Here is a 26,022-nt window from a genome sequence, read left to right as displayed (position 1 = left end):
TTGTGGTGGTAAGGAAACGTGTTGTAAAGCAAGCAGTTTTCGCCACAAAGGCAAGGAAAATATTCGGCAAGCCGCGTATTTTGGCAAGGACTAAAAACGAGGAAGCCCCGCTAAACCAGCGGGGCTTCCTCGTTTTGATATCCTCTCAAATCAGTATACCCGTTTCAGGGACACGCTGCGCACCGGCGTAATAACCAGCGGTACCTTCTCAATTTTTACCGAAGACGTATCGAGGCCGAAGTACTTGTCTTCGGAAGGAATGAACTGCTTGAGGTAGAAGTAGGCCTGCATGACCAGCTTTTCTACCAAGGGGAATTCGTTTTCCACCGATAGGAATTTCTCCAGCACCACAAAGCGGAAGTCGCCGGTAACGTGCTGCTTGCTCAGCGACTCGTAGCGCGAGGTGATGTCCACTTCCTTGTTGCGCACGAGGTCTTCCACCACTTTGCGGAAGTACAGGTTGATTTTCTGCTCGACCCGGAACCCCAGGCGGAACGTCACCCGGAAGGCATCGTTCGGGGCCAGCTCGGTAACCTTGTACTCCATTGTATAGGGCTCGTCGGTAGTGTCCACGTGCACGAACCAGTAGATATCGGCCCGCTTGGGGCGTTTCTGGAAGATGGAGTAGATGATTTTGGACTCTATTTCCGTCTGCCGTTCCGCCGACGACATGAACACCAGGTGCGTGGCGTATTTCGGCACCGTGTCGTCGTCGCTCAGTTCCTTGAGGGCATCCATGTACGGGTCTATTTTCACGAATTCCGTAAGGCGCCGCTTAATGAAGTAGGCCCGCAGCCACACGTACATTACCCCAATCAGGCACAGGCTAATGGCCACCGATACCCAACCGCCGTGCGGGAATTTGATGAGGTTGGCAATCAGGAAAGAGCCCTCAATACCGCCGTACACCACCAGAAACAGCAGCACCAGCGGCCCGGCTACCCGCTTGGTGCGCAGCCACATGGAAAGCAGGAGCGTGGTCATCATCATGGTGATGGTAATGGCCAGGCCGTAGGCCGCTTCCATGTTCTCCGACCGTTCGAAGTACAGCACCACGCCAATGCAGCCCAGCAGCAGCAGGCGGTTCATGCTGGGCACGTACAGCTGGCCTTTTACATCGGTGGGGTAATTGAGGCGCACCTTGGGCCACATGTTCAGCCGAATGGCTTCCGAAACCAGCGTGAACGAACCCGTAATCAAGGCCTGCGAAGCAATAATGGCGGCCATGGTGGCAATGCCGATGCCAATGAGCAGGAACCATTCGGGCATCAGCTCAAAAAAGGGGTTGCGGCCGTTCAGCGGCTGGCCTTCGTTTGCCACCAGCCACGCGCCCTGCCCAAAGTAATTGAGCAGCAGGCAGGTTTTTACAAACATCCAGCTGATGCGAATATTGCCTTTGCCGCAGTGACCCAGGTCGGAATACAGAGCTTCGGCCCCGGTGGTGCAGAGGAATACCGCCCCCAGCAGCCAGAAACCGCCCGGCGTGTTAACCAGCAGGTTGTAAGCGTAGTAGGGGTTTACCGCTTTCAGAATCTCCGGGTGCTGGCTAATGCCCATGATACCCAGTATCGCCAGCATGGAAAACCACAGGAACATCACCGGCCCAAAGGCCTTGCCTACTATCTGGGTGCCAAAGCTTTGCAGCAGAAACAGCCCTACAATAATGGCAATAACGATGGGTACGGTTTGAATGCCGGGATATACCCGCTCCAGCCCTTCGATGGCCGACGATACCGAAATGGGAGGGGTAATAACGCCGTCGGCCAGCAGGGCCGCGCCGCCAATGATGGCCACGGCCGACAGCCATGCCCCCCGCCGACGCACCAAGGCATACAGCGAGAAAATGCCGCCTTCCCCGTTGTTATCGGCGTTCAGCGTGAGCAACACGTACTTGACGGTGGTTTGCAGCGTGAGCGTCCAGAGTACGCAGCTAATGCCGCCGTACACCAAATCGGCGGTGATGATGCCGGGTACAATGGCTTTCATCACGTACAAAGGCGAAGTGCCAATGTCGCCGTAAATAATGCCCAGGGCAATAAGCAAACCCGCCGTGGAAATAGCGGTGTGGGCATGAGGCGCCGTAGCAGACTTGGCTTCGGACAGCGTTTTCGTGTCACTCATGGTTCGCGACAACAAAGAAAAGTAGAAAGTACGCCCTCGAAAATGAGGCGCGCAAAGGTAGCACATCAGGGCCGGGTGCCCCGCAAGCATGCGCTTTACGTAAGGTTAGGAGAGGGAAGAAGCGCTAAACCAAGCCTTTAGGTGCCAGTGGAGGGCGCGTCCGTGGCCGATTCCGCGGCGGCTTGTTCCTGCGCTTGTTGCCAGGTTAGCAGGGCCATGGCTTCGGCGGCGGCCCGCTGATGCCGCTGCTGAATTCGCTGGTTCGCATCGGCGGCTAATTTTTGCCATTGGCTTAGTTCGCCAGAAAATGCATAGAAAGCAGTTTCGCGGCCCAACCGGTGCAACCCAAAACGCGTGGCGCCCCTGTTGCCCCAGGCCAATAGCAAAGCGCCTGCTGCCATGCCCACCATAGCCGTGGGGGTACGAATCCAGTTTTGCAAAAAGGCCAGCGTGAACCCGCCCAGCACGAGCGCGCCCAGCATCAGCCACAGCAGCCAGCGTACCGATTGTACCGATACGCTTTCCAGCTCCAGCAAGGAAAACGCGTTGCCTTCCACGGTCAGCACATCGTCGGTAAGCTCCACACGTCCGTCGGCGCTGCGCACGGGAGGGCGGGGCGGCGGGGTGGGAGGCAGGAAGGAAGCGTAAGAAAATGGCTCCATAGGGGAGCAACAGGTAAAAGCGCCCTCGGGTTGAGCACGAATGAAGTAAAAGAAAAGGCCGGCCATAGCGGTGCTCTACTAAGAAAGCAACGGCTCCGGCCGGCCTTACCAAGCTACGCTAGTTATTCACCTTAATCAGCTCCACGTCGAACACCAGGGCCGAGTCGGGGCCGATGTCGCGGCCGGCGCCGCGCTTGCCGTAGGCCAGGTCGGACGGAATGTACAAGCGCCACTTCGAGCCCTCGGGCATGAGCTGCAGGGCCTCCGTCCAGCCGGCAATTACGCCGTTCACGGGGAAGGTAGCGGGCTGACCGCGCTGGTAGCTGCTATCGAACACCGAGCCGTCGATAAGAGTACCGTGGTAGTGGGTGGTAACCGAGCTGGTGAGGGTGGGCTTCTTGCCGGAGCCTTCGTTCAGTACTTCGTATTGCAAGCCGCTGGGCAGGGTTTGCACCCCGGGCTTGTTCTTGTTTTCGGCTAGGAATGCTTCGCCGGCCGCTTTGTTGTCGCTGCCGCTCTGCTGGCCGCCGCCGCTTTGCGGGTCGGCTGCTTCCATTTGCTGCTGAAACTGCTGCATGGCCTTCTGCATCTGCTCGGGCGAGAGTTGGCTGGGTTTGCCGCTGAGGGCGTCTTTCAGGCTGGCAGCCAGTACGTCCACATCCAGGTCGAGGCCTTGCTGGGCAAAGTTGCGGGCCAGGTCGCGGCCGATGATGTAGCTGATTTGCTGCTTAAGGGAGGTCAATTCCATAGGTCGCAGGGTGACGCTGTTAGAGCTGATTTCGCTGGAAAGGAAGGCGGGGGCGCTCAGCGAAAATCGCGCTGGCCCGCACCGAAACCATACGGGTTCGGCGGGGCGAAGGTGCAAAAAAAGAAGGCTCCGTGTTGCTTAGCTTGCCCAGTACATGGATGCCATGCCGTCGACCTTAAACCCGATTATTCGGCTGGGCTAGGGTTGAGGCACTGGTATTAAAGGCTGCACAAGACCTAAAGCTACTTCCCCCACATCAAGGGGCCCGCGTGGCTATTGGGCTTTAAACATGCGGTCGAGAAAGTTAACCGTGTATTCCAGGGTGGGCGTAAACCACGGGTTAAAAAACACGAAGGGGTGAGGGGCGCCAGGGAAATGCTGCACTTCGCTGTAAATACCAAACGCTTCCAATTGACGCCGGAAATCGTCGCGCCCGGCGTGCATGCGCTCCACGCCGCTGTTAATGAACAGAAAGGGCGGCGTATGGGCGCTAATGTGGCTTAACGCCGAGGCCTGCTGCCACAGCTCGGCGCTTTCGGTTTTGGGGCTGCCAAACCAGTGCGTGGCTGCAGACGTCGCTTTCCGGTCGTCGCCTTCCCCCGACTCTGGGTGAATGAAAGCAAGAATGCCGTCGGCATCCACCACGGCTTGCACGCTGCTCGAATGCGAAGCGTACGGCGGCGTTTCAAAAAGCTTTTCGCCATTGGTAGTACCAATAAGGGCCGCCAGCTGCCCCCCGGCCGAAAATCCCCACACCGCCACGCGGGCAGTATCAACGGGTAAGCGCCTAGCATTTGCGCGCAGCCACCGAATGGCCGTCTTCAGGTCCTGCACCGCGGCGGGATATTTAGCTTCGGTGGAAAGCCGGTATTCAGCCGTAACCGCCACGTAGCCGCGGGCCGCCAGCTGCTCGGCCAGTGGCGCGTGCTGCAACCGGTCGCCGGAGCGCCAGCCACCGCCGTGAACGATTAGCACGGCCGGAAACCGCTGTTTGCGCCGGGCTTTGGGGTAAAATACGTCCAGCTTCAGTTCGCGACCGGTCGGTAGGGTGCAATAAGTTAGCGCCAGCCGGGAACGTACGTTATCCGGTTTAGGCGGCCGCGCCACGCTGATTTCGGGAAACTGCTTCCTGGCCTTAACCAAGGCACTGTGTACCGTAAACGATGTGTCGCGCGGAGCGGCAGGTTGCTGGGCCCGCACCGCGTAAGGCCCCGCAGAAAAGCCAAGCAATAACAACGCGGCCACTAAACGCGGGCAGGCAAAAAGGCGAGTCATTATCTGCAAAAATCAGCTTGCGCCGGAAAAATTCGAAAGGGTGCTTTTCTGCAGCTAAACTACGCAGCCTGCTTTGGGTGAGTTAGGTAGCGGCCGGGCAGTAAAAAAAGCCGGCCCCGCAATAGCGGAGCCGGCTTACCGAAAGGAACTGTTTAGCAGGGACTAGCAGCAGTAGTCAGCCCAGTCTTCGTCGAGCGAATCGATGCGCAAATTGAAGCGCAGCGCACGTATTGCCATGATGCCCAGGGAACCGAGGCCACCCAACAGCAAAAGCGTCGATAAGGCGGTGGTCTTTTTCATTGTCTATGTTCTATGTTAGTGATGTTCAGAATCTTGGTGCAAAGATACGCCGCAAAAGTTAATTAGTTGTTATGCATGCATCATTGTTTTGTTGCGTCGGCTATTCCGATCAGCAAACACAGTTCTGACAAAAATCAGGTTCGGAGGCTGACTAAACTCATCGGCCGGCGGGGGCGGGAGCCGCACTTTTACGGGGTAATTCAACCGCCTCACCTCCCATGGAAAACCTGCTAGTACTCACCGACCTTTCGCCAGCTGCCGAAAACGCCCGTCGCTACGCCGCGCAAGTGGCAGCGCTGTTGGGTGCCCGTGTGGTGCTGTTGCACGTGCATCAAACCCCGGTGCTAACCGGCGACCTGGTGCCGGGCTTAGGAAGTGCCTTGCAGTATAACCGTGAACAAATGGCCTACGCGCTCGAAGGCATTGCCGGTAACATGATTGTACCAACGGTTGCTGAGGTTGTGGAGGGGACGTTCGGGCCGGCTTTGAATACTGCGCTGGCTCGTTACCGGCCGCGGCTGGTAATACTGGGCCTTTCAGCTGCCGAGAACTATGTAGAGGCGATGTTGACCAACCGGGCGCTGCCGTTGCTGCAATACGGTAACGTGCCGGTGCTGCTGGTTCCGGCCAGCGCCGTGAGTTCACGAATTCCGCGCCACGTGGTGCTGGGCATCGACGGCGAAGCGTTTGCCGTGGCGCCACCGGCCAGCGAGTTGTTTCAGGAATTGCTGAACACCTGGCAGGCCCAACTGGTACTGACTTGCGCCGCCACGCCCGACACCAGTGTGAGCCGCACCGAAGCATTGCGGACCGTGCAGCACAGCGGACTGTTGGATTCCGAAACCAAACTGACTTTTCAGCAGCCGCTGGCGGAAACGCCCGAAGCGGGCCTCCTGCGCACCGCCACCCAGCACGAAGCCGACTTACTGGTACTGGTAGCCCGGCGACGGAGCTTTCTGGGGCAATTGTTTCACCGAAGCGTAACGGCCCGGGTGCTGCGCCGGGTTACGCAACCCGTATTGCTGCTGCCTACTACCGACGCGGTAGTGGAAAAGGTAACACCGGCGCAGGTAGCTGTGTCGGCTAGCATCAGCTAACTTCCATCCCCTGAGTGCTGGCTATTAGGTTAGTCCATTCGACAGAGACGCTTCTGATTCCTGTTTTCAGCCCCCATACTGCCTTAACCGATGAGCATAGTCGGCAAGGCAGCGAGGGGGCTGATTTGTTGGTCAATATTCATGGCTTTTGTGGGGCCGTGGCGTGAAAGCGTGAGGAATAATGCAGTACATAGGTATGTGTGCATTCAGGTAGCAACTTTCTTCTGGGTTTGACGGGCACTTACGGCACGTTTGTGGTGCGTCTGCCGCCGCCCGGTTAAGCATCCTTGCTCCGGTTGCGCTCTACTCGCGGCGGGCACGGCGCTGAATGCGTGCTTCCCACCGCTTTCGACGGGGAGCAATGCTGCCGCGCAGGTATTTTTCCATCACCAGCACGGCGCAGGGCGCGGCGGCCGTAGCCCCAAATCCCGCGTTTTCAATGTACACGGCCACGGCTATTTTGGGATTGTCGGCCGGCGCAAAACCGATGAACGCGGCGTGGTCGTCGCCCTGGTCGTTTTGCACGGTGCCGGTTTTGCCAGCTACCGTGATGCCCACATCGGCCAGGCTGGAAGCGTCGGCGGTGCCGCCGCGCTGCATTACGGCCACCATGCCAGGCACCAAGGCTGCAAAGTGGACGCTATCGATGAGCGTGTGGTGCTTCTGAGTGAAGCGCGGCAGCGGGCCGCCTTTCCCAATACCGCGCACCAGATGAGGGGTAAAATACCAACCACGGTTTGCCACGATTGCCGCCACGTTGGCCATTTGCAGGCCCGTGAGGTTGATTTCGCCCTGGCCCAGGCTGAGGGAGTACACGGAGCGGTAGGTCCAGAAGCGGGTGCGGCGTGCTTTGTCGTAATAGGCCGGAGTGGGGAGAAATCCGGGAGCTTCGCGCGCTACGTCTACGCCCAGCGCCGAATCCAAGCCAAAGGAGCGGGCGTAGCGGCGCCAAAGTGCCAGGTTGCCATGCCGGGCGGCGGCTGAATCCTGGGCCAGGCTATCGGGCACGCGGTTGATGAGGTTGCGCATGACCTGGTAGAAGTAGGGGTTGCAGCTGTACTTCAGGCCGGCGGTTAAACTTTTAGCCGCCGGGTGCCGGTGCACGCAACTAACGAGGGACTGGTCGCAGCGGAACGCGGTGCCGGTGGTAATGGCGCCCAGCTGCAGAGCCACGGCGGCATTCACCAGCTTAAATACCGAGCCGGGTGGGTTGGCCAGCATGGCGGGCCGGTTGAGCAACGGCATGTCTTCGTGCTCGAGCAGCTGGTTGCGCACGCCGGCCTGGTCGGGCGCGGTGATGGTGGCGGCTGGGTACACCGGCGCCGACACGTAGGCCAGGATTTCGCCGGTGCGCGGGTCCAGGGCCACGAGGTAGCCCTTGCGGCCACCCAGCAGCTTTTCGGCGTAGGCCTGCAGCTTGATGTCGATGGTGAGGTGCAAGTCCTGGCCCTGCTGAAAGGCGGTGTCGCGCGCCCAGGTACCGTGCTGCTGGCCTTTTTCATCCAGCTGAGGGTGCAGGTAGCCCCAGTGCCCGGTAAGCAAGCCGTTGTAATACGTTTCGACGCCGCCGTTGCGCAGCCGGTAGAAGCGGCCGCGACCGGTGCGACGAGCCTGCCGGAAAAAAGACTGAGCCTCGGGGCCAGTGTAGCCCAGCACGGGGGCGCCCGCGCCGGTGGTATACGCGCGGCGCGGGCGCGCCACGAGGGTTAGCTTGGGCCAGGCGGCGCTGTCGCGGCGTACGCGTTTTACCTCGGCCGCGGTTAGGCTAAGCTGCACTTGATAACCGGTGGAGGCTTTGCCGTAGGGCAGAGCGTCGGTTATGCGCTTGCGGACCGTTGTGGAGTCCCAGCCGAGCAACTGGCCCAGGGCGAGGGTGTCGAGCGGCGCGCGGCGCGGCAGCTTCAGCAGGTATTGGGGCCGGGTGGCTACCAGCACCGAGTCGTAGCGGTCGAGGATGCGGCCGCGAAAAAGGGAATCGGAAACCACTACGCGCCGCCGGGTATAATTCTGGTTGGGCTCCTGGGCCGGCTTCGTGGGGTCGTTGGCTTGTTGGTCGGGAGAGGAGCAGGCCATAAGGCCTAGCAACAGGGCAATAATGCCTTTTCCCCAGTTTTTGAAAGCCGTGCGCATGGAGTAAAGCTAGGCAATTGCCGGGCTTGCGTCCGGCACGCGGTACTTAACCCAAGCCCGGCACTGTCCGAAACCGGTAGGGCACTCTGCGAAAAGCTCACTTCAGAGGTGGCGTAACGGCTTGTTGCCGGCCAAGCAGCTGAGCCAGCAGCCCCAGGGCTGGACCGATGGCCAGCACCAGAAAGAGGTTGTGGATGGGCACCCGGCCGGCCAGCCAGTGGGTAAACTGCAGGCTGACGATGGTAATGGCGAAACCCAGGCAGTTTACAATGGTGAGGGAGGTGCCGGAGGAAGCTGGTGGCGCGCTTTGCGCCACGAGGCTGGAAAACATGGGCGAATCGGCGACAACAACCAGCCCCCAAAACAGCAGAAAACCCAGCAGCAAGGCGGGCGAGGAGCTGCGCAGCACCAGCGGCGACAACAGGCAGCACAGCCCCGACAAAGCCAGTGCCGTGGTAGCAAGAGCACGAGCTGGTACCACCCGTGAGAGCAGTCCGCTGCCCACACAAGCTAGTCCGCCGGCTCCAATCAGCCCAAACGAATACGCTGATACCGGCAGCGCGGCGCCAGGGTGCGCTTGGTTGTAGGCGGCGAGGATAAGCGGCAAGAACGCCCAGAAGGTGTACAGCTCCCACATGTGGCCAAAATAGCCGAACGCCGCGGCGCGGAAGCGGGGCAGCCGAAAGCCACTCAGAAAGGCATTGGGCTGCAGGCGCTGCCCGGTTTTACGGTACGGCCCATCGGGTACCCATTGCTGCACGGCCAAGCCGCCCAGCACGGCGAGGGTAGAGGTGGTCCAGGCCACGGCCTGCCACGGCAGTTGCGCGGCGAGACTCTTGAGCAGGTGTGGGAAAGCCGTGCCCAGCACCAGCGCGCCCACCAGGAAGCCCAGCCATTTGCCCAGGCCGGTGGGGGCATAATCGGCGGCTATTTTCATGCCCACCGGGTAAATACCGGCGAGGAAAAAGCCCGTCAGAAACCGTAATGCGAGCAGGCTGCCGGCGTCGGCTCCGCGGAGGTTGAGGCCAAGGTTACACATGGCCGCGGCTACGGCGCTGAGGTAAAACACCCGGGAAGGCGAAAAGCGGTCGGCAATGGCGAGCAGAGCAAAGACCAGCGTGCCGGTAATAAAACCAAACTGCACCGCGCTGGTGAGGTGCGCCACAAAGGCAGGCGGCTGCTGTACCAAGGCCGCCAGCTCCGGCGCAATGGCGTTGCCGGCAAACCAGAGGGAGGTACAGGAAAACTGGGCCAGCACGATAACCGGCAGGACGCGCGGCGTGGCGGGATGGGAAGCCCGGAGCATGTAGGGAAAGGGGAAGCGTAAAGGTCGGGGCCGCTAAGATGCAGCTTCGGCAGTTGAAACCGCTGCACAGGCGCCGGCATAGCATTGCCCCGTGGGCATTGGTGGTGCTTGCTGAAGCTGGTAGTAAGCAAGAAAAGGCTTCAGGGAAGAAGAAGCTCCTGAAAGAATGCTCAACGCCGTGGTGTTTTGAAGTCTGACAAGTGTTTGCCAGATGAGCTGTTTGTAAAGGGAATGTCCCGCTTTAGCGCGTAGCCACACCTGCTATTGCGGCCCGGCATCGAGCATTCGGCGGTGGTAATTAATCTGTCCTAAATGGTAGGTGAGGTGCGTGGCCAGATGAACGAGGAAGTATTCGGTCGAGGTCTTTTCTTCGAAAACGAGGAGGGGGTACTCCTGGGCCAGCCTTTCGGGCGCTAGGTTGCTCAGCGAATCATCCACAATACGAGTCGTTTCGGCCAGCTTCTCCAGTAGCTCGGGCCGCGGAATGTTCTTAAGCGAAAATTCCAGTTCGCGGTGGCGGGTGTAGGCTACGCCGCCTAGTTCGGCGCCGATGTAGGTGTTCAGGTTGCCGATGAGGTGCAGGCACAGGTTGCCGGCGGAATTGGCTATGCCGGGGGCCACGTGCCAGATGTTGTGCTCGTCGCGGTACTGGGTGAGTTCCTGCTGTACGCGGTTCAGGTCGCGGCGGAAGAGCGGGCGGAGGGTATCGGTGAGCATGGTTTGCGCGTTTGAGTTGGGGTACGGGACCGGTACGCCAAGATGAGCCCTAAATAGGCAACACATTCTTTGCCGTAGGCGGCAACACCGCTTTTGCCGGAGGCGCAGCGGAAACAGCTTTTACTGGAAGCCACGCAAGTCCCAGATGGAAGCACCCATAGCAGAGAGCAAAAAGCGGAACCTGATTACCAGCGCGCACCTCAACAACAAAATCAACATTGGTCTACCACCATGGTTGCCCTAACAACGGGGTGCAGCCTCCAAGTACTGGCCGGCCACAAGTTGCGCTGCCTCAAACCAGTGCCAGTTGAACGATACCGCGTCTGCAAATCCGCTGTACTGGCTTCTCCACATTATATGTTATGGTCTGTAGTTGCTGATCTACATGATTATGTGACTGAGGGAAAACCCGTGTAAATTAATTTTGTGACGTAATAATCCTGAAAACATTTCCACTGGTAGGTAATTCTGCCTTAAGCCGATTTCACCCATGAAAACCACCCCAATTCTGGAAGACGTAACACAGTTAGAGAACCCGGAAATTATCAGCGAAATCCAACGCTATATTGCGAACAATGGCCCCGAGGAAGAAGAATATCAAAGCTTTACTATGTTGGTAAATGAATTAGGTCAGAGGATTACAGACCAGAAGATAGAAAAGGAAGCCGTATCTGGTTTCGTTCGGAATATGCAGCTGTTGAATGATGTAAAGTCAATTATGGGGCACATTTGCCAAAAGCCGTACGGTTATGCGGGCGACTTCTCTATCATAGATAGAATATATACACGTAACGCCTCTCGTGAATATCGTAAATGGGACGATTATTCCCTTGCTAATTCTGCAGCTCAGGCCGTGAGGAACAGAAAAGATTACTTTAAAAAAGTAGTATCGCAGAAGATACATGGTCAAGGGAAGTTATTGAATATTGCAAGTGGTCCTGGGAGGGACCTGTTTGAATATTATATCGAAAACCCAAATTCTAAAGTTGTAACAACTTGTGTGGAGCTCGATAGGGAAGCAATTTATTACGCAGGTTTACTGAATAAGGAGTTTGCTAGTAAAATTGACTTTGTAAACAAGAATATATTGCTCTACAAAGCCACTGTTAAATTCGATCTTATTTGGTCTGCCGGCCTGTTCGACTATTTCAATGATCGGCAATTTGTAGTTGTGTTAAAATCGATTTCCAGGTGGTTAGAGCCCGGAGGAGAAATCGTGATTGGTAACTTCAACCAGGAGCATAACCCCAGCAGGTTGTACATGGAGCTGTTTGGCGAGTGGTTTCTGAATCACCGTACGAGTGATGAGTTAATGGAACTGGCCAAACAGGCTGGTTTCAAAGACGAGCACATTAATGTGGGCCACGAACCAGAGAATGTAAATCTATTTTTGCACCTGAAACGGGATTAGCTTTTCCTGCTTTGGCCCCGAGTTTTGGTGTGGAATCGTCTGAGGCCATAGAAGTATATTTGTGCTTGGTGTTGTCTACTTGCCTCGAATGGTGCGTTGCGCCGCCCTGATGTCAACAATGGACTGAAGCTTACTGGCCGCCGGGGCGGTGATGGAGGCGCTGCCTCTGCGTAATGGCTGGTCAGGAGTTACGCTGCGTTAAACCTGCACCGTTGGGATGTGGTGAGCACCGGAAGCCGTTACCGAACCTGTAACAGCGTCAGCGTGCCACCATATACTTGCGCAGGACCGCCAAAAAAGGCCGCTTTAAGCGTGATGACGTTGTCTGCACGAAGCATGTACACGCCTTCGTCGCTTACCCAAAATACGTTTAGGTCTTGACTGCCTTGGAACAGCGTTCTGATCCGTTTCCGCCGGTACCGGCCGCCTACTTCAAACAGCGCGTTGGTCACCTGGCCGAGCGAGCAGCCTCTCACGGCTTCTATCAGGGCCTCTATGTTGCCGTTTTGCACGGTCACTTGCTGCAGGCGCCCCATTTTTTTCCTGCTTCGCTCGCGGGAACAGGCCGCCTAAAGCAGCCGCCAGCCGCTGTTCAGGAACACAAATTGCGCAATGCCGTTGGCTGGAATAGAGGTAGAAGAAGTGGCGTAGGCCACCGTCAGCGCTTGGGCGTCGAAATTACCTACCAGCAGCACCTGGCCTTCCTGGGCGCCCGTGGTACTTAGCGTCACGTTGCCGTTCGGGTTAGCGTTGTTTACAAAATAGTGCACGGCCGCCGTTACGCTCAGCGTGCTGGCCGTGGTGGGCGCCATGGCCGTAGACACACTTAGTACCATGGTGCCGTTGCTCAGGCGCAGGGCCGGGCTGCCGCTGCTGCCGGCTACCTCGAGGCGGGCGCTGGGGGTGGCGGTGCCCACGCCTACGTTGCCGCTGTTGTCGATGCGCAAACCTTCGTTGCCGCCGTCGTTGGACAGCCAGTTGCCGTTGAGGCGCAGGTTTTGAGTGGCGGTGTGGTTGCCCAGATTGTCCGGGGCGCTGGCGGCGGTGGTTTGCACCGAGTTATCGGGGAAGCGGAAGCCTCCTGTGTTGCTGAACACCTGCCCGGCTACTTCCAGGGCCTGCGTAGGGCTGCTGGTGCCAATACCCACGCGGGGCGGGGGTTGCACGCAGGCGATGGTGGCCGTCCAGCCCGGGTACTGGATAATGGCGTCCGATTGAAAGACGATGGTGAGGCTGCCATCGGCGGCGGTTGCGGTGTAGGTGCCGCTAACGTTGCCAGTGAGCGTGGCGAGCAAGGGGGCGGCAGTGCTGCTGCCATTGTATATGCTCAGAAAATCATAGCCCTGTTCAATGAAGGTATTGGCCAGGGTGAAGGATACTTTGCTGCCCACGGTGGCGGGCCGAATGGTTAGCGTTACGTTTTGGTCGGGCGGGTACAGGCCGCCGGCACTCGTGTTGGTGATGGTACCGCTGCACGTAGTGATGGTGCTGGTGCCTGAAGTAGCCAGGGGGTACGTCTGCGACCGGGCCACGCCAGCCGTTAGTACCAACAGCAGAACAAGCAGGCCAGGGAGTAAAAATGCTTTCATAGCGTGGGTAGGGGAGGCAAAAAGGGTTTGCGCCAAACCGAGGAAAGGCCGGCAGCGAGGCAATATTCTTATATGCAATATTACCAATGCGGCCCAAAATACCAGGCAGCCGCCTGCCGCAAGGGAAGCCTTCTAGCTGCACTTCCGCCGGCTGTTTAACGACTACGCATTGGCCCGCAACCGCAGCATTCACGGCTACGATGTCGTGTCGGATGAAATGGGCCTCGAGCGTTGTGGCGCGCCACCTGCCGCAGCCGAAACAGGAAGTAGCGGCGCTGCTAGCGGCTGAGTAGGCGCTAACACAGTCCTTGCCGCCCGGATGATTCCAAGCGGCACGGTACCGGCTGGCCGCTGGAGCGGCAGTGGAGGCTAGAGTTTCTGCCTCATGGCTGGGCGTGAGTTACGCTGCGCCAAACTCGCGCCAGTTGGCGTGAAGAGCAGACGGCTATACCCAGCACCAGGACTGGCAGAACGTTTTTCAACCGTTTGATAGCCATGCGCATAAGGGCAAACCTAGGCAAATGCGGCTGAGGATGCCTGACGAGGCGAACAAGCTTACCTATCCGATTGCTGCTCCAGCTCCAGCAGCCTCTGCTTGCGCCACAGGCCTCCGCCGTAGCCGGTGAGCTGCCCATCGGCGCCGATAACGCGGTGGCACGGAATCAGAATAGCTACGCGGTTCAGGCCGTTGGCCGCGGCTACGGCACGCACGGCCGTAGGGCGGCCCAGGGCCAGGGCCTGCTGCCCATACGAGCGCACGGCCCCAAAGGGAATCTGCCGTAGCTCCTGCCACACGGCCTGCTGAAACTCGGTGCCCGGCGTGTGCAGCGGCACCGAGAATTCACGGCGCTGGCCCGCAAAGTATTCCGCCAGCTGGGTGCGTAACAGCTCGAAGTGCGGATTGGCACCGGGCACGATGGTGGCGCGGAGTCGGGACGCCAGGTCGCGCAGCTCGGTTTCCAGCATGCGCCGGTCGGTAAATTCCAGCAGGCAAATGCCCTGCTCGGTGGCGCAGGCCAGCATGGTGCCCAGCGGAGTATCCAGCCGGGTTAGGTGGATGAGCTGCTGCTGGCGGCTGTGAGTGGGGGCCGCGCCAAATACGGCCTTAAACGAATCCTGAAAACCGCTCAACGACTCGAAGCCACTGTCATAAGCCGCAGCCGTCACCGTATCCCCGCCCTGCAGGCGTTTGAAGGCGTGGTTCAGGCGGGCCAGCCGCTGGTACCCCTGGAAAGTAAGGCCGTGCTGGCGCCTGAACCAGCGCCGCACCGTGGCCGGCTCCAGGCCCTGCTGGCGCAGGGCCTCGTCCGTTATCCTCACCGTGGGCTGCTCAGCCAATTGCTCCAGCAGCGCCTGCATGGCCGCCGGAGCTTCGTCCTGCGGGGTGAGCGGCGTACACACTTTACAGGCCCGGTAGCCGCGCAGCAAGGCTTCCTTGGGTGTGGCAAAAAACTCCACGTTTTCGGGCCTGGGCTTGCGGGCCGTGCAGGTGGGACGGCAGAAGATGCCGGTGGTCTTCACGGCGGCCACGAAACGGCCTTCGTAGGTGGCGTCTTTGGCCACCAGGGCGCGGTAGCATTCGTGGGCGGAGGCAGGCAACGGAGTACTCATCAGGCAAACAGGGCGGCAAAAGTTTGGTCGTGGCGGATTTGCTGGCTTAGCTGTTGCTGGCGCTGGCCCAGGGCTTCGAGCAGAAAATTGCCCATGCTCAGGCGCCGCACCCCGGCCGCGGCCAGGGTTGCAAAGTCGGGCAGGGTGGGCAGAGCCATGAGGTTGAGGGGCAGCGGCGTGGCCTGGCAAAGGTCGCGGATGTCGGCCAACTCGGTGAGGCCGGGCACAAAGAGGCCGTCGGCTCCGGCGGCTTCGTAGAGGCGCAGGCGGTGCCGGGTGGCGGCCAGGGGCTGCGGCTCCTGAAGCAGGTAGGTATCGGAGCGTACGTTGATGAACACCTCCACGCCGGCTTCCGCCAGACCGGCCCGCACTTCGGCCAGGGTAGTGGCAAAAGCCTCGGGCGGCAGCAACTGCCGCTGGCCGGGCGCCGCGGCCACCGAATCTTCCAGGTTGAGGCCGGCTACGCCGAGGGCCGCCAATTCCCGGATGTGCTGCCCGATCTGGGCTGGCTGGCGGCTGTAGCCTCCCTCCATATCTACCGACACCGGCAGCGTGGTGCTCTTGCAGATGCGCTCCACCAGGTAGCGCAGCTCGGCAAAAGGCATTTGCTCGCCATCGGGGTAGCCCAGCATGCTGGCCATAGCCGCGCTGGAAGTACCTACGGCCGTAAAGCCCTGCTGCTGGCTGACGGCCGCGCTGCGGGCGTCCCAGATGGTGGGCAGCAGGAGCGGCCCGGTTTGGTAGTGGAGTGCTCGGAAGCGCTGATAGGAGGTAGTCATGGGCCTTTTTTCGGCAAAGGACGAGGACACGTACCGCTCCCGGCAACCGAAAAAACGACAAGCATTTTTTGCCTGCCTCCTGCAAATACATTCGACGCGGGGTAGCATCACCTAAGCGGGTGCATCAGGCAGGTAGCCTAATGAGCTACTGCAGCTCAGCGTCGAGCAAACGCCGGTGGTAGTTAATCTGGCCCGGGTGATACGTCAGGTGCGCTGCGCTAAACTGGCGCCAGTTGGGGGGCTAAACTCGCGCCAGTCGAGGGGTTACGATGGACAGAACAGTTATAGCTGGAGCTAATTCAACGCAACATCCTTCTCTATTTCACATAGGCACCCAGCCATGCTTACTCGCAAGCGGCCGCAGCTGCCACCCGCGCGTGCAGTAGAGTTGCAGAAACAGTTTGCCGCTAGGCCACGAGAAAAGCTTCTATTGCAAGGCAAAGTACAGCACCGAGTGCTTGTTGGATATAAATTAGCTTGCTGCATCAATTCAGCTACCACACAGATTCACGATGCGTTCATTTCGTTCCTATACAACCCGTCGCAATGCTCGGGCTACGTTACTGAGCATGTTCTTTCTGTTAGTAGTAACAATGCCAGCCCTTGCAGAAGCCTTCAAAGGAAGCAGCATGGGCCAAGTGCTCTGGACTGCAATCTTCGTCATCTTTGGCGTTCCTGTCGGACTGGCTCTGCTGGTCTATACTTACTTCCGCTCCGATACGAGCGAGGACACGGTGTTACAGGGCGGCTTGTTTAGCACAATTACCGTAGGCTGTCTGACTTGGTGGGGTAGCCTGTTTATGCTGACTGGTGGGAAAGATTCTACTGGACTGCCCATCCTCTTAGGCGCTTTGCTCACAGTAGTAGCGGAGGTGTTGGTGTGCCGTTCTCATCGTGTACCCCAATAGGGAATACCACGAAAAAGTACGGTGCATCTACCGCTTTAGGTACGCAGGGACTGGCGCGAGTTTAGCGCAGCGTAACTCGTGACCAGCTATGCCGGGAGGCTGGGCCTCCCCCGTCAGAACGATACCTGTGTAGGTTATTTTCAAGTGGCGCAGTAGCGGCTTGCCGCTGGGGCGGCAGTGGAGGCGCAGCCTCCACATCATGGCCGGTCACGAGTTACGCTGCGTTAAACTCGCGCCAGTTGGAGAAAGCGTTAACTTGTTGTAATACCCCAATAGGTGACATGACTGGTCAAACTGAAATAGAGTCAATCAGTCCATTGCCCGACACCATTCGCAGCTTTCATTCTAGTAATTGGTTCTCATGTACGCCATGTTGTTACTTGACGAAGGTTCTTCAATAACTGCTACAATAGGGCTTTTCAAACTGTTGTTTATTGTAATCCTCTATGCAACGTCATTGTATTTTTTGCTTCATAACTGGCGAAAATCAGAATTGAAGCCAATAGGACTTATTATTGCATTTATATTAGCATTTATTGGTTATCGTTCTTGGCCTGTGCCAGATATGAATAGAACTGACAACACGGATCAATATCTCACAGTGTTTTTTTTGTGTGTTCCTTTAGTAGTAGCAGGGTTTGTGTATTTTCTTTCCCGGAATTCATCCGATAAATAAAACATTGAATAATTTCAAGTAGCGCGGTGCCGGCTTGCCGCTGGGGCGGCAGTGGAGGCGCAGCCTCCACGTCAGGGCAGGTAACAAGTTACGCTGCGCTAAACTCGCGCCAGTTGGGGTGGAAGTTATTGTTCTTATTAGCATCAATTTATTTTTTAATATAATCAGGTATAAACTCTCGTGTATAACAAGTGTTGTTTGTTTTAAATATATTCTTTTTGAATGCTTCTCTATGCAATTCTGGTAGCTTCATGAATGTTTTCATACGCAGTCTATCTGCTTTTTTAAGAGTTTTAAAACAATAAGTACCCCTTAACATCATTACAACTTCTGCCTCATTGCATTTATCCATAAGTTCTATGGATGCTGGTTCTATTCCAACAGCACTAAAGAATATTTTATTAATAGAAATAGGTATACTTATTTGGAAGAACCCATTTAAATCTGTTTTGCCAACTTGAACTGAATCATTAAGCATTATTGACACGTATGGCAAGATTTCTAAATTATCATCTATAACTCTTCCATTAATGATTTTGCTTTGGGAATAAAGGTTGCTAATTGAGGAGTAGAATGTAAGGAGAAGTATGGATAAAATTTTCATATTATTTGAGATTTTGCTCGTTTGGGAAATGGCATTACTTTATTTAGCCTGTTTTTTGATTGAAAAAGGTATGATTAAAAGTAGTTGAAATGACAGTTAAAGTTTTGCGAGTAATATCTGTACCGAATATCTAGTAGAATAAAAACGGGTGCTACCTCAGCAAGGTAGCACCCGTTTCCATTTAGCCAATGTAGCAGCGAATTACATATTCCGTCGGTACTGCCCACCCACCTCAAACAGCGCGTTTGTCACCTGGCCGAGCGAGCAGCCTTTCACGGCTTCCATCAGGGCCTCGAACATGTTGCCGTTTTGCACGGCCACTTGCTGCAGGCGCTTCAGGGCTTCTTCGGTTTGCTGGGCGTTGCGGGCTTGGAGGTTCTGCAGCATGGCAATCTGGTACTGCTTTTCCTCCTCGGTGGCGCGGATAACCTCGGCGGGCTGCACCGTGGGCGAGCCTTTGGACGAGAGGAAGGTGTTCACCCCGATGATGGGCAGCTCGCCGGTGTGCTTCTGCATCTCGTAGTACAGGCTTTCCTCCTGGATTTTGCCGCGCTGGTACATGGTTTCCATGGCGCCCAGCACGCCGCCGCGCTCGGTAATGCGGTCAAATTCGGCCATTACGGCTTCCTCCACCAGGTCGGTCAGCTCCTCAATGATAAACGAGCCCTGCAGCGGGTTTTCGTTTTTGGCCTGGCCCAGCTCCCGGTTGATGATGAGCTGAATGGCCATGGCCCGGCGCACCGATTCCTCGGTGGGCGTGGTAATGGCCTCGTCGTAGGCGTTGGTGTGCAGGGAGTTGCAGTTGTCGTAAATGGCGTACAGCGCCTGCAGCGTGGTGCGGATGTCGTTGAAGTCGATTTCCTGCGCGTGCAGGGAGCGGCCCGACGTCTGGATGTGGTACTTCAACATCTGCGAGCGGGCGTTGGCGCCGTACTTCAGCTTCATGGCCTTGGCCCAAATGCGGCGCGCCACGCGGCCCAGCACAGCGTACTCGGGGTCCATGCCGTTCGAGAAGAAGAACGAGAGGTTGGGCGCGAAGTCGTTCACGTCCATGCCCCGGCTCACGTAGTACTCCACAAACGTGAAGCCGTTCGAGAGCGTGAGGGCCAGCTGGGTAATGGGGTTGGCACCGGCCTCGGCAATGTGGTAGCCCGAAATGGATACGGAATAGAAGTTCCGCACCTTGTTCGTGATGAAGTACTGCTGCACGTCGCCCATCAGGCGCAGGCTGAATTCGGTAGAGAAGATGCAGGTGTTCTGGGCCTGGTCTTCCTTCAGGATGTCGGCCTGCACGGTGCCGCGCACCTGGGAGAGCGTGCGGGCTTTGATTTGCTGGTACACATCCTGGGGCAACACCTGGTCGCCGGTTACCCCCAGCAGCAGCAGGCCGAGGCCGTCGTTGCCTTCGGGTAGCTCGCCCTGGTAGCGCGGACGCTCCTGGCCCAGCTCTTGGTAGATGGCGTCAATCTTCTGGTTGACCTCGTCTACCAGGCCGTTTTCCCGGATGTACAGCTCGCACTGCTGGTCAATGGCAGCGTTCATGAAGAACGCGGCAATGGTGGCGGCCGGACCGTTAATGGTCATCGACACGGAGGTAACCGGGTCGGCGAGGTTGAAACCGGAGTAAAGCTTCTTAGCGTCGTCGAGGCAGCAGATGCTCACGCCGGAGTTACCGATTTTGCCGTAGATGTCGGGGCGGAAATCGGGGTCTTCGCCGTAGAGCGTCACCGAGTCGAACGCCGTGGAAAGGCGCTTGGCGGGTAAGCCAGCCGACACGTAGTGGAAGCGGCGGTTGGTGCGCTCGGGGCCGCCTTCGCCGGCAAACATGCGGGTGGGGTCTTCGCCCTCGCGCTTGAAGGGGAACACGCCGGCGGTGTAGGGAAACTCGCCGGGCACGTTTTCCTGCAGCATCCACGTCAGCAGGTCGCCCCAAGCTTGGTAGCGCGGGGTGGCCACCTTGGGTACTTGCAGGTGGGAGAGGGTTTCGGTGTGCGTCTGGATGCGAATTTCCTTGTCGCGCACCTTAAAGATGAACTCGGGGGCTTTGTAAGCGGCTACCTTTTGCGGCCAGGTCTCCAGGAGTTTCCAGTTCTGCCCATCGAGCCGGAGCTTGAGTTCCTCGAATGTGCCCTCCAAGCCGGCCACGAGTGCTCCTGCGTCGAGGCCGTTTGTGCTGCTCCCCCCGCCGGTGTTAGGTGCTCCGGATCCGAGGCTTCGAACGGCGAGAAGACTTTGCTGGAGGCCGAAGAGCTGCTGAGCCACTTCAGCCTGTTTTTCCACCCATTGATCATATTGGCGAATCGTTTCGGTGATTTCGGAAAGGTACCGCGTGCGGTGCGGAGGAATGATGTACACCTTCTCGCTGGCGTCGGCTGAGGTTTCGAGCTGCGAGGCGAAGGTGGTGCCGGTTTTGCGTTCTACGGTTTCCAGCACGGCGCGGTACAAGCGGTTCATGCCGGGGTCGTTGAACTGCGAGGCAATGGTGCCGAACACGGGCAGCTCGTCCAGCGGCTTGTCCCAGAGCTGGTGGTTGCGCTGGTACTGCTTGCGCACGTCGCGTAGGGCATCCAGGGCGCCGCGCTTGTCGAACTTGTTGAGGGCAATGACGTCGGCGAAATCGAGCATGTCGATTTTCTCCAGCTGCGTGGCCGCGCCGTACTCAGGCGTCATCACGTAGAGGCTGGCGTCGGAGTGCTCGATGATTTCGGTGTCGGACTGCCCGATGCCGGAGGTTTCGAGGATAATCAGGTCGAAGTCGGCGGCGCGCACCACGTCCACGGCGTCCTGCACATACTTGCTCAGGGCCAGGTTGCTTTGGCGCGTGGCGAGGCTGCGCATGTACACGCGCGGGTTGTTAATGGCGTTCATCCGGATACGGTCACCGAGCAGGGCGCCGCCGGTTTTGCGCTTGCTCGGGTCCACCGAGATGATGGCAATGGTCTTCTCGGGGAAGTCGTTCAGGAAACGGCGTACCAGCTCATCCACCAGGCTCGACTTGCCGGCGCCGCCGGTGCCGGTAATGCCCAGGATGGGGGCTTTTTTAGTTGTCGGTTGCTGGTTGTCAGTTGTCAGGTCGTTCTGGTCGCCGTTATCAGACAACTGATAACTGTCAACTAGAAACTTCTTCACGCGCTCAAACTCCTCGGGGAAGTTTTCGGCGGCGGAAATCAGGCGGCCCAGGCTGCGGGCGTCTTTTTCTTTTACGTGGCTTACTTCGCCGTTCAGGTTCTGGCCGGTCGGGAAGTCGGCCTGCTGCAACAGGTCGTTAATCATGCCCTGCAGGCCCATGGCGCGGCCGTTGTCGGGCGAGTAAATGCGCGTGATGCCGTACTGGTGCAGGTCCTCGATTTCGGAGGGCAGGATTACGCCGCCGCCGCCGCCGAAGATTTTGATATGGCCCGCGCCCCGCTCCTTGAGCAGGTCGAACATGTACTTAAAGAACTCGTTGTGGCCGCCCTGGTAGGAGGTAATGGCAATGGCTTGTGCGTCTTCCTGAATGGCGCAATCCACGATTTCCTGCACCGAGCGGTTGTGGCCGAGGTGAATGACTTCGGCCCCGCTGGCCTGGATAATGCGGCGCATGATGTTGATGGCCGCGTCGTGGCCGTCGAACAAAGCCGCTGCGGTAACAATGCGGACGTGGTTGGTCGGTTTGTAAGGAGCTACGGGAGCTGGATGCATGGCAGCGTGGAGCGAGTGGGAAATTGGGCAGCGAAGGTACGAAAAAGCCCCGGCGGGGTACGTTCGGGACTTACAGGTGTTAGCATAGGTTGCGTTAGCCTTAGGGTGTCTTGCGGTTTGAAGTGGCTGACAATTTTTAAGGATCCGCTTTACTACGGGTTGGATTTCCTACATGTCGTAGGTCGCAGGTGATTTGGCGAGTTTTTCAAATTTCCTATCGCACGCTCGGAACTGCTTGTAATTCTCCCTGGCAACTTTTAACGATACATAATTAGGGCCGTCATCATCATCGGGATTTACTTCTTCTTGATAAGAGTCCTTTTGCCACCAGCAGACATAACAAATTTCGAATTCACGCCCAATGGTTTTATAGCCGCAGCAGGCGCAGGTTAGGTTTGGATTCATGAGTATTCTTGGTTAAGCATATACGTACATCCTGATAAACAGACTCTATCAGCCCTGGCTTAAATCCAGCAGCCACCGGGCGGCACTATCTCCAGCGCAGCGCAGCAAGGTTAAGCCAGGGCGGGCCCAGCACGCGGCCGGGGTACAGCCTGTAACCAAGGGACCTGCCCCGAAAGCGGCTCAGCTGCTTAGTACAGGAATTGCTGCAAACATTGGAGGCCTGTGCATGCCAATGGGCTCTTCGTGCAGCCTCGCTTCAGCAGCGAATGGTCCTCGGGTAGCGCCGCAAACCTGCTGATCAGCCAAGCGGATTCAGTCGTCCGAAAACGGAACGGCTGAGCGGCGAAAAAAAATTGGCTTCGTTGGGTTTATTCAAACATAATGTTCTTACTTTCGTTCATGATAGTAAAACTATCATGCATGATAATCATGCTTTGGTTCTGGCCAGACCGAGGTAGTGGTATTCCGGAGCTGGGCGTGCGGCGGTGCACGCAGACGTTTCTCTCACTTCAACTTTTTCGTAGCCATGAAACTTCAGGTGTGGTTTCACAAGCTCTTTACCCGTCGGGGCCTGCACGCGGCGCAGTTCCTGCTTCCAATTAGTGCCCGTGCCGCTTACGGAAACACGCAACTGCGCAGGCCGTTTGCTTTCCGCACGCGGCTGCGGCGCCTTTCGCTACCGGCATTTTTACCGGGCCGGCTGCTGCTGGCGTTGCCGCTGGTAGCGGCCTTACTTAGCAGCTGCACCGTGGTGCGCCAGGGCGAGGTGGGCGTACGCCGCCGCTTTGGGCAGGTGGATAAGCAAGTGGTGTATGCCGGGGCTAAGGTTTTTAATCCCCTCATCAGCACCATTATTAAGGTGCCTACCACCACCCAGAACCTGGAAATTCGCTCCAACCTCCCGTCGAAGGAAGGCCTGACGGTAGGCTCCGAAATTTCCATACTCTACCGCGTACAAGGTGCCGAAGTGCCCAACATGCTGGAAAACGTGGGCCTGCAGTACGCCGACGTGCTACTGCTACCCGTGTTTCGCTCGGCGGCCGCCGATGTATGCGCCCGCTACTATGCCAAGGACATGCACAGCGCCGAGCGCGCTGCCATCGAGCGCGCCATTCGCGAACAAATGAGCGTTACGCTGGAAAAGCGCGGCTTTGTTATCGAGAACGTGCTGCTGAAGAACATTGTGCTGCCCGGCGGGCTGGCCAAGGCCATCGAAGACAAGCTGGAGGCCGAGCAGGACGCCCAGCGCATGGAGTTCCTGAAGCAGCGCGAAACCAAGGATGCCGAGCGCCGCGTGATTGAGGCCGAAGGCCAGCAGCGCATTGCCATTGTGCGGGCCGAAGGCGAACGGCAGGCCGCGGTACTACGGGCCCAGGGGCAGGCCGAGGCCATGCGCATTGAGGCCGACGCCGTGCGAACCACCAACCGGCTCATCAGCCAGGGCCTTACCAAGGAGGTGTTGCGCTACAAGGGCATCGAGGCGTTCCGCGAGCTGTCGAAGTCGCAGAACACCAAAACCATCATTTCGGGCGGCGACACGCCCATACTGAACACCCTGGCGCAGTAAGATGCCTTCACTTTCCATCCGCTTTTTGCCCGGCTGCCCAGCGCGTAGGCTGGCGACCGGTCTGCTGAGCCTGCTGCCTCCGGTAGCGGAGGCGCAGGCCCAGCAGAACCTATTTACCACCCCGGTCGACGGCCGTACGCCGCGCGGGTAAGGGTTCTGCGGGCAGTAAACCGCCGCGTGCGTTCTGCCTCCGAGGCCATGCATGGAAGTAGCTGGGCCCCAAACCCGGCAACGGCAACCGCCTGAAATGACGCTGCTCACATACTCCGCTCTTTTAAATGACCACCAACCTTTTGTTCTGCTATGTGCCATGAAACCGCTTCTGCTTTGTTTAATGTTGCTCGCCACCGGCCTGACAACAGCCGCGCCGGCCAACGACCCTGCGGCCCCCCTGCGCGCCCGGCAACTCAAGTTTCGGGCGCCCAGCGGGTGGTCGGAGCTGCGCCACGTAGTGCCCGACACGCTAAGGGTAGTAAGCTACCGGCATCCGCAGCAAGCCGCCCTGTTGTTGGTAGGCCATTGGGTAGCCCCGCACCCGATAGCCCCCGAGCCAGCCGTACACCGATTGTTGCGGCACGCGGGGCTGGTGCCTACGGCGGCGCCGAGCGTGGTGCCCACCGGACCGGCTACCGCGCTGGTCACGGGTTTCGGCCGCTACCGCGGCGCGGTGGCTTACTACGAGGCCATGGTGCAAGCACCGGCCACGGAGCCGACCGTGGTGCATTTGTTCCTGTCCACCACGCCCTGGGCGCAAGCCGAGTCGCCGCTGCGGTACCTGCTGCCCAACTGGTCGCCCCAACCGCTGCCTCTGCCCTAAGCAATATCTGGTTTTGGATTTGGGTGCTGTTGGTACTGCTGTTACCGGTAGTGGGGAAAGCCCAAACGCCCGCTGCCTCCGAGCTGGAATGGATTCGGAATTCCAACTACCAGGTTCAATACCAGGTGCCGCAGTCCTGGCGGGTGCAAATGGAAGCAACGGATAGCGCTGCCGTTGTAACCCACACCGATCCTACCGGCCAGATTCTGCTGGTGGTGGCCAAGCTGCGGTACGCCGCCCGGCGCCATACCCAACACGAGGCCCTTGACGAGTTGCTGCAACGCTTCGGGGTGCAGGGAAACAAGCGCTACAGCACGCATTACAACGGTATTGCCTTTGTGGAAACCACCGGTGCCGGGCGCCTGGCCGGTCAGGAGCTGCGTTACGATGCCTTGGCGGCTCACCACCGCGGCCACGTGCTGCTGGTGTACTTGTATGCCTCGCCCGAAATTTTCGCCACTCACGACGAGCTACTTACCCAGATGGTGCACAGCATCAAGCCCTACAAGGAGAAGCGCTGAGCCGGGTAGGTGAGGCGCACTGGCACCGCACCGTGGTGTGTTAGTCTGCAGCTACCTGCGCCCGTTGGCGGGGCTGTCGGTAGGTCCTTGCAGCTGATTTTGGTAATGCGCTGAATGAAAAGGGTTTTGTAAGCATATCATTTGTATTGCTGCACGGCTAAGTACATGCTCACGTTAACGGGCAGCACGCGCCAGTTGTCTTCGCTTTTGTTGCGAATAGCCACCCGGCTGCCAACGGAAGGAATGGCGCCGGGCCCGCCCAAGGCCTGCGTAGCGTTTGGGAGCTTTTCGCCGTGCAGCCACTGAATACCGGCGGCTACGGTCTGGCCCTTGGGCAAATGGATGTTGTAGCTGCTCAGGTCGACGGTAGCCCAGCCGGTCTGCTGGCTGGGAATAACAAACTGGATGTCATCGGTGAGCAGCTGCCGGCCGGGCTTGCCGTTTTCCACGCTGTAGAGCATGAAACGCATGCGCACGGGTTGGAAGCCGTTTTGTTCAATATACACGCTGAAGGCATCGAGGTAACAGGATTTGCGCACTGGCAGGAGAGTAACTATTTCCCAGCCCCGCTCGTCGGTTTTTAGCGCTTCCACATCGCGCAGGGCCGTGGTCCAGTGTGCTGCACCGCCAATGGCATCGCGCCCCAGTACCGCAGGCGCGACTCGGCCGTGGCGCACCCGTACTTCCTGCAGAGCCTGACGCGCGGGCTGGAGCTGCCAGGTGCGGTTCGACTGCTTTACCTGATCAATGGTGAGACGCAACGGCCGATACCCGATGCAGGAAATGATGACGGAATCCTGCGCCACCACCGATTCGGGGGCGGTAAAGGCAAAGCGGCCGGCTTCGTTGGTGGTGGTACCTACGGCCTTGCCTTTTACACCAACGGTGGCAAAAGCAACCGGTTGGCCGGAATCGGCGGTTACCACATTGCCGGTTAGTTGCTGGGCTCGTAGGACTGAAGAGCAAAGCAGCAGAAACAGAAAAAGAGCAAATACGATGCGCATATAATTTGTAGTGGGAAACGTTACGAAGAAGATGCAGCGGCTCCCCAGTACGTTGTATGCTGTTGTCGTTCGATTAGCAAAAAAGCCCCAACC

At 58.1% G+C, this 26,022-nt stretch carries 24 protein-coding genes; 8 read left to right on the top strand and 16 right to left on the bottom strand.

Annotated elements, in window-relative coordinates:
* Positions 1-150: 150 nt before the first annotated feature.
* The 5 genes from ABD903_RS15975 to ABD903_RS15955 form a co-directional block, all read right to left on the bottom strand.
* The gene (locus tag ABD903_RS15975; RefSeq protein WP_345225919.1) at positions 151-2,121 is read right to left on the bottom strand and encodes a KUP/HAK/KT family potassium transporter; all 1,971 of its coding nucleotides are present in this window, start codon (positions 2,119-2,121) and stop codon (positions 151-153) included.
* Between the two features lie 137 nt (positions 2,122-2,258).
* On the bottom strand, positions 2,259-2,783 hold the full coding sequence (locus ABD903_RS15970) for a hypothetical protein (RefSeq protein WP_345225918.1): 525 nt from the start codon (positions 2,781-2,783) through the stop codon (positions 2,259-2,261).
* A 118-nt stretch (positions 2,784-2,901) separates the two neighbouring features.
* A complete protein-coding gene (bamJ, locus tag ABD903_RS15965) occupies positions 2,902-3,531 on the bottom strand; it encodes a BamJ family beta-barrel-assembly machinery protein (RefSeq protein WP_345225916.1) in 630 nt (209 codons plus the stop codon).
* Between the two features lie 273 nt (positions 3,532-3,804).
* Positions 3,805-4,806 carry an alpha/beta fold hydrolase gene (locus ABD903_RS15960; RefSeq protein ID WP_345225914.1) on the bottom strand — a complete coding sequence of 334 codons (1,002 nt, stop codon included), beginning with the start codon at positions 4,804-4,806 and terminating at the stop codon, positions 3,805-3,807.
* Between the two features lie 162 nt (positions 4,807-4,968).
* On the bottom strand, positions 4,969-5,106 hold the full coding sequence (locus ABD903_RS15955; protein WP_345225912.1) for a hypothetical protein: 138 nt from the start codon (positions 5,104-5,106) through the stop codon (positions 4,969-4,971).
* 218 nt (positions 5,107-5,324) lie between these two features.
* On the opposite strand from ABD903_RS15955, the gene ABD903_RS15950 reads away from it, so the two are divergent.
* A complete protein-coding gene (locus ABD903_RS15950) occupies positions 5,325-6,203 on the top strand; it encodes a universal stress protein (RefSeq protein ID WP_345225911.1) in 879 nt (292 codons plus the stop codon).
* A 303-nt stretch (positions 6,204-6,506) separates the two neighbouring features.
* Here ABD903_RS15950 and ABD903_RS15945 read toward each other — a convergent pair whose 3' ends face one another.
* The 3 genes from ABD903_RS15945 to ABD903_RS15935 form a co-directional block, all read right to left on the bottom strand.
* Positions 6,507-8,333 carry a peptidoglycan D,D-transpeptidase FtsI family protein gene (locus tag ABD903_RS15945; RefSeq protein ID WP_345225910.1) on the bottom strand — a complete coding sequence of 609 codons (1,827 nt, stop codon included), beginning with the start codon at positions 8,331-8,333 and terminating at the stop codon, positions 6,507-6,509.
* A gap of 97 nt (positions 8,334-8,430) precedes the next feature.
* On the bottom strand, positions 8,431-9,639 hold the full coding sequence (locus tag ABD903_RS15940) for an MFS transporter (protein ID WP_345225909.1): 1,209 nt from the start codon (positions 9,637-9,639) through the stop codon (positions 8,431-8,433).
* A 261-nt stretch (positions 9,640-9,900) separates the two neighbouring features.
* Entirely contained in the window at positions 9,901-10,356 is a 456-nt protein-coding gene (locus ABD903_RS15935; protein WP_345225907.1) for a DinB family protein, read from the bottom strand.
* A gap of 490 nt (positions 10,357-10,846) precedes the next feature.
* Between ABD903_RS15935 and ABD903_RS15930 the strand changes: the two genes are divergently transcribed.
* A complete protein-coding gene (locus ABD903_RS15930) occupies positions 10,847-11,767 on the top strand; it encodes a methyltransferase domain-containing protein (RefSeq protein WP_345225905.1) in 921 nt (306 codons plus the stop codon).
* Between the two features lie 239 nt (positions 11,768-12,006).
* Here ABD903_RS15930 and ABD903_RS15925 read toward each other — a convergent pair whose 3' ends face one another.
* From ABD903_RS15925 to ABD903_RS15910, 4 genes are all read right to left on the bottom strand, one after another.
* Entirely contained in the window at positions 12,007-12,279 is a 273-nt protein-coding gene (locus ABD903_RS15925; protein WP_345225904.1) for a hypothetical protein, read from the bottom strand.
* 57 nt (positions 12,280-12,336) lie between these two features.
* Positions 12,337-13,356, bottom strand: coding sequence for a CUB domain-containing protein (locus ABD903_RS15920; RefSeq protein WP_345225902.1), 1,020 nt, complete (start codon positions 13,354-13,356; stop codon positions 12,337-12,339).
* Positions 13,357-13,911: 555 nt separating this feature from the next.
* The gene (locus tag ABD903_RS15915) at positions 13,912-14,967 is read right to left on the bottom strand and encodes a bifunctional transcriptional activator/DNA repair enzyme AdaA (protein ID WP_345225900.1); all 1,056 of its coding nucleotides are present in this window, start codon (positions 14,965-14,967) and stop codon (positions 13,912-13,914) included.
* Complete coding sequence (locus ABD903_RS15910) at positions 14,967-15,746, bottom strand: isocitrate lyase/PEP mutase family protein (RefSeq protein ID WP_345225898.1); 780 nt, start codon at positions 15,744-15,746, stop codon at positions 14,967-14,969. Before ABD903_RS15910 ends, ABD903_RS15915 begins: the two co-directional genes overlap by 1 nt.
* A gap of 569 nt (positions 15,747-16,315) precedes the next feature.
* Here ABD903_RS15910 and ABD903_RS15905 point away from each other — a divergent pair.
* On the top strand, positions 16,316-16,654 hold the full coding sequence (locus ABD903_RS15905) for a hypothetical protein (protein WP_345225897.1): 339 nt from the start codon (positions 16,316-16,318) through the stop codon (positions 16,652-16,654).
* Positions 16,655-17,015: 361 nt separating this feature from the next.
* The gene (locus tag ABD903_RS15900) at positions 17,016-17,330 is read left to right on the top strand and encodes a hypothetical protein (RefSeq protein WP_345225895.1); all 315 of its coding nucleotides are present in this window, start codon (positions 17,016-17,018) and stop codon (positions 17,328-17,330) included.
* 148 nt (positions 17,331-17,478) lie between these two features.
* Here the strand turns inward: ABD903_RS15900 and ABD903_RS15895 are convergent, their stop codons facing one another.
* The 3 genes from ABD903_RS15895 to ABD903_RS15885 all read right to left on the bottom strand — a co-directional run bounded on the left by ABD903_RS15895 (position 17,479) and on the right by ABD903_RS15885 (position 22,020).
* On the bottom strand, positions 17,479-17,934 hold the full coding sequence (locus ABD903_RS15895) for a carboxypeptidase-like regulatory domain-containing protein (RefSeq protein ID WP_345225894.1): 456 nt from the start codon (positions 17,932-17,934) through the stop codon (positions 17,479-17,481).
* 201 nt (positions 17,935-18,135) lie between these two features.
* On the bottom strand, positions 18,136-21,615 hold the full coding sequence (locus ABD903_RS15890; protein WP_345225892.1) for a methylmalonyl-CoA mutase family protein: 3,480 nt from the start codon (positions 21,613-21,615) through the stop codon (positions 18,136-18,138).
* A gap of 168 nt (positions 21,616-21,783) precedes the next feature.
* Entirely contained in the window at positions 21,784-22,020 is a 237-nt protein-coding gene (locus ABD903_RS15885; RefSeq protein WP_345225891.1) for a CPCC family cysteine-rich protein, read from the bottom strand.
* 526 nt (positions 22,021-22,546) lie between these two features.
* Here ABD903_RS15885 and ABD903_RS15880 point away from each other — a divergent pair.
* The 4 genes from ABD903_RS15880 to ABD903_RS15865 all read left to right on the top strand — a co-directional run bounded on the left by ABD903_RS15880 (position 22,547) and on the right by ABD903_RS15865 (position 24,925).
* Positions 22,547-23,587, top strand: coding sequence for a prohibitin family protein (locus ABD903_RS15880; RefSeq protein WP_345225889.1), 1,041 nt, complete (start codon positions 22,547-22,549; stop codon positions 23,585-23,587).
* Position 23,588: 1 nt separating this feature from the next.
* Entirely contained in the window at positions 23,589-23,738 is a 150-nt protein-coding gene (locus tag ABD903_RS15875; RefSeq protein ID WP_345225887.1) for a hypothetical protein, read from the top strand.
* Between the two features lie 183 nt (positions 23,739-23,921).
* Positions 23,922-24,404, top strand: coding sequence for a hypothetical protein (locus tag ABD903_RS15870; protein ID WP_345225885.1), 483 nt, complete (start codon positions 23,922-23,924; stop codon positions 24,402-24,404).
* Positions 24,405-24,454: 50 nt separating this feature from the next.
* Positions 24,455-24,925 carry a hypothetical protein gene (locus ABD903_RS15865; protein WP_345225884.1) on the top strand — a complete coding sequence of 157 codons (471 nt, stop codon included), beginning with the start codon at positions 24,455-24,457 and terminating at the stop codon, positions 24,923-24,925.
* Between the two features lie 137 nt (positions 24,926-25,062).
* Here the strand turns inward: ABD903_RS15865 and ABD903_RS15860 are convergent, their stop codons facing one another.
* Complete coding sequence (locus tag ABD903_RS15860) at positions 25,063-25,929, bottom strand: carboxypeptidase-like regulatory domain-containing protein (RefSeq protein ID WP_345225881.1); 867 nt, start codon at positions 25,927-25,929, stop codon at positions 25,063-25,065.
* Positions 25,930-26,022 lie beyond the last annotated feature (93 nt).

Origin of the sequence: Hymenobacter koreensis (assembly GCF_039541855.1) — a bacterium.
GTDB lineage: Bacteria > Bacteroidota > Bacteroidia > Cytophagales > Hymenobacteraceae > Solirubrum > Solirubrum koreensis.
The sequence above is the reverse complement of the archived record's forward strand: the minus strand, read 5'-3'. Positions and strand labels throughout refer to the sequence as shown.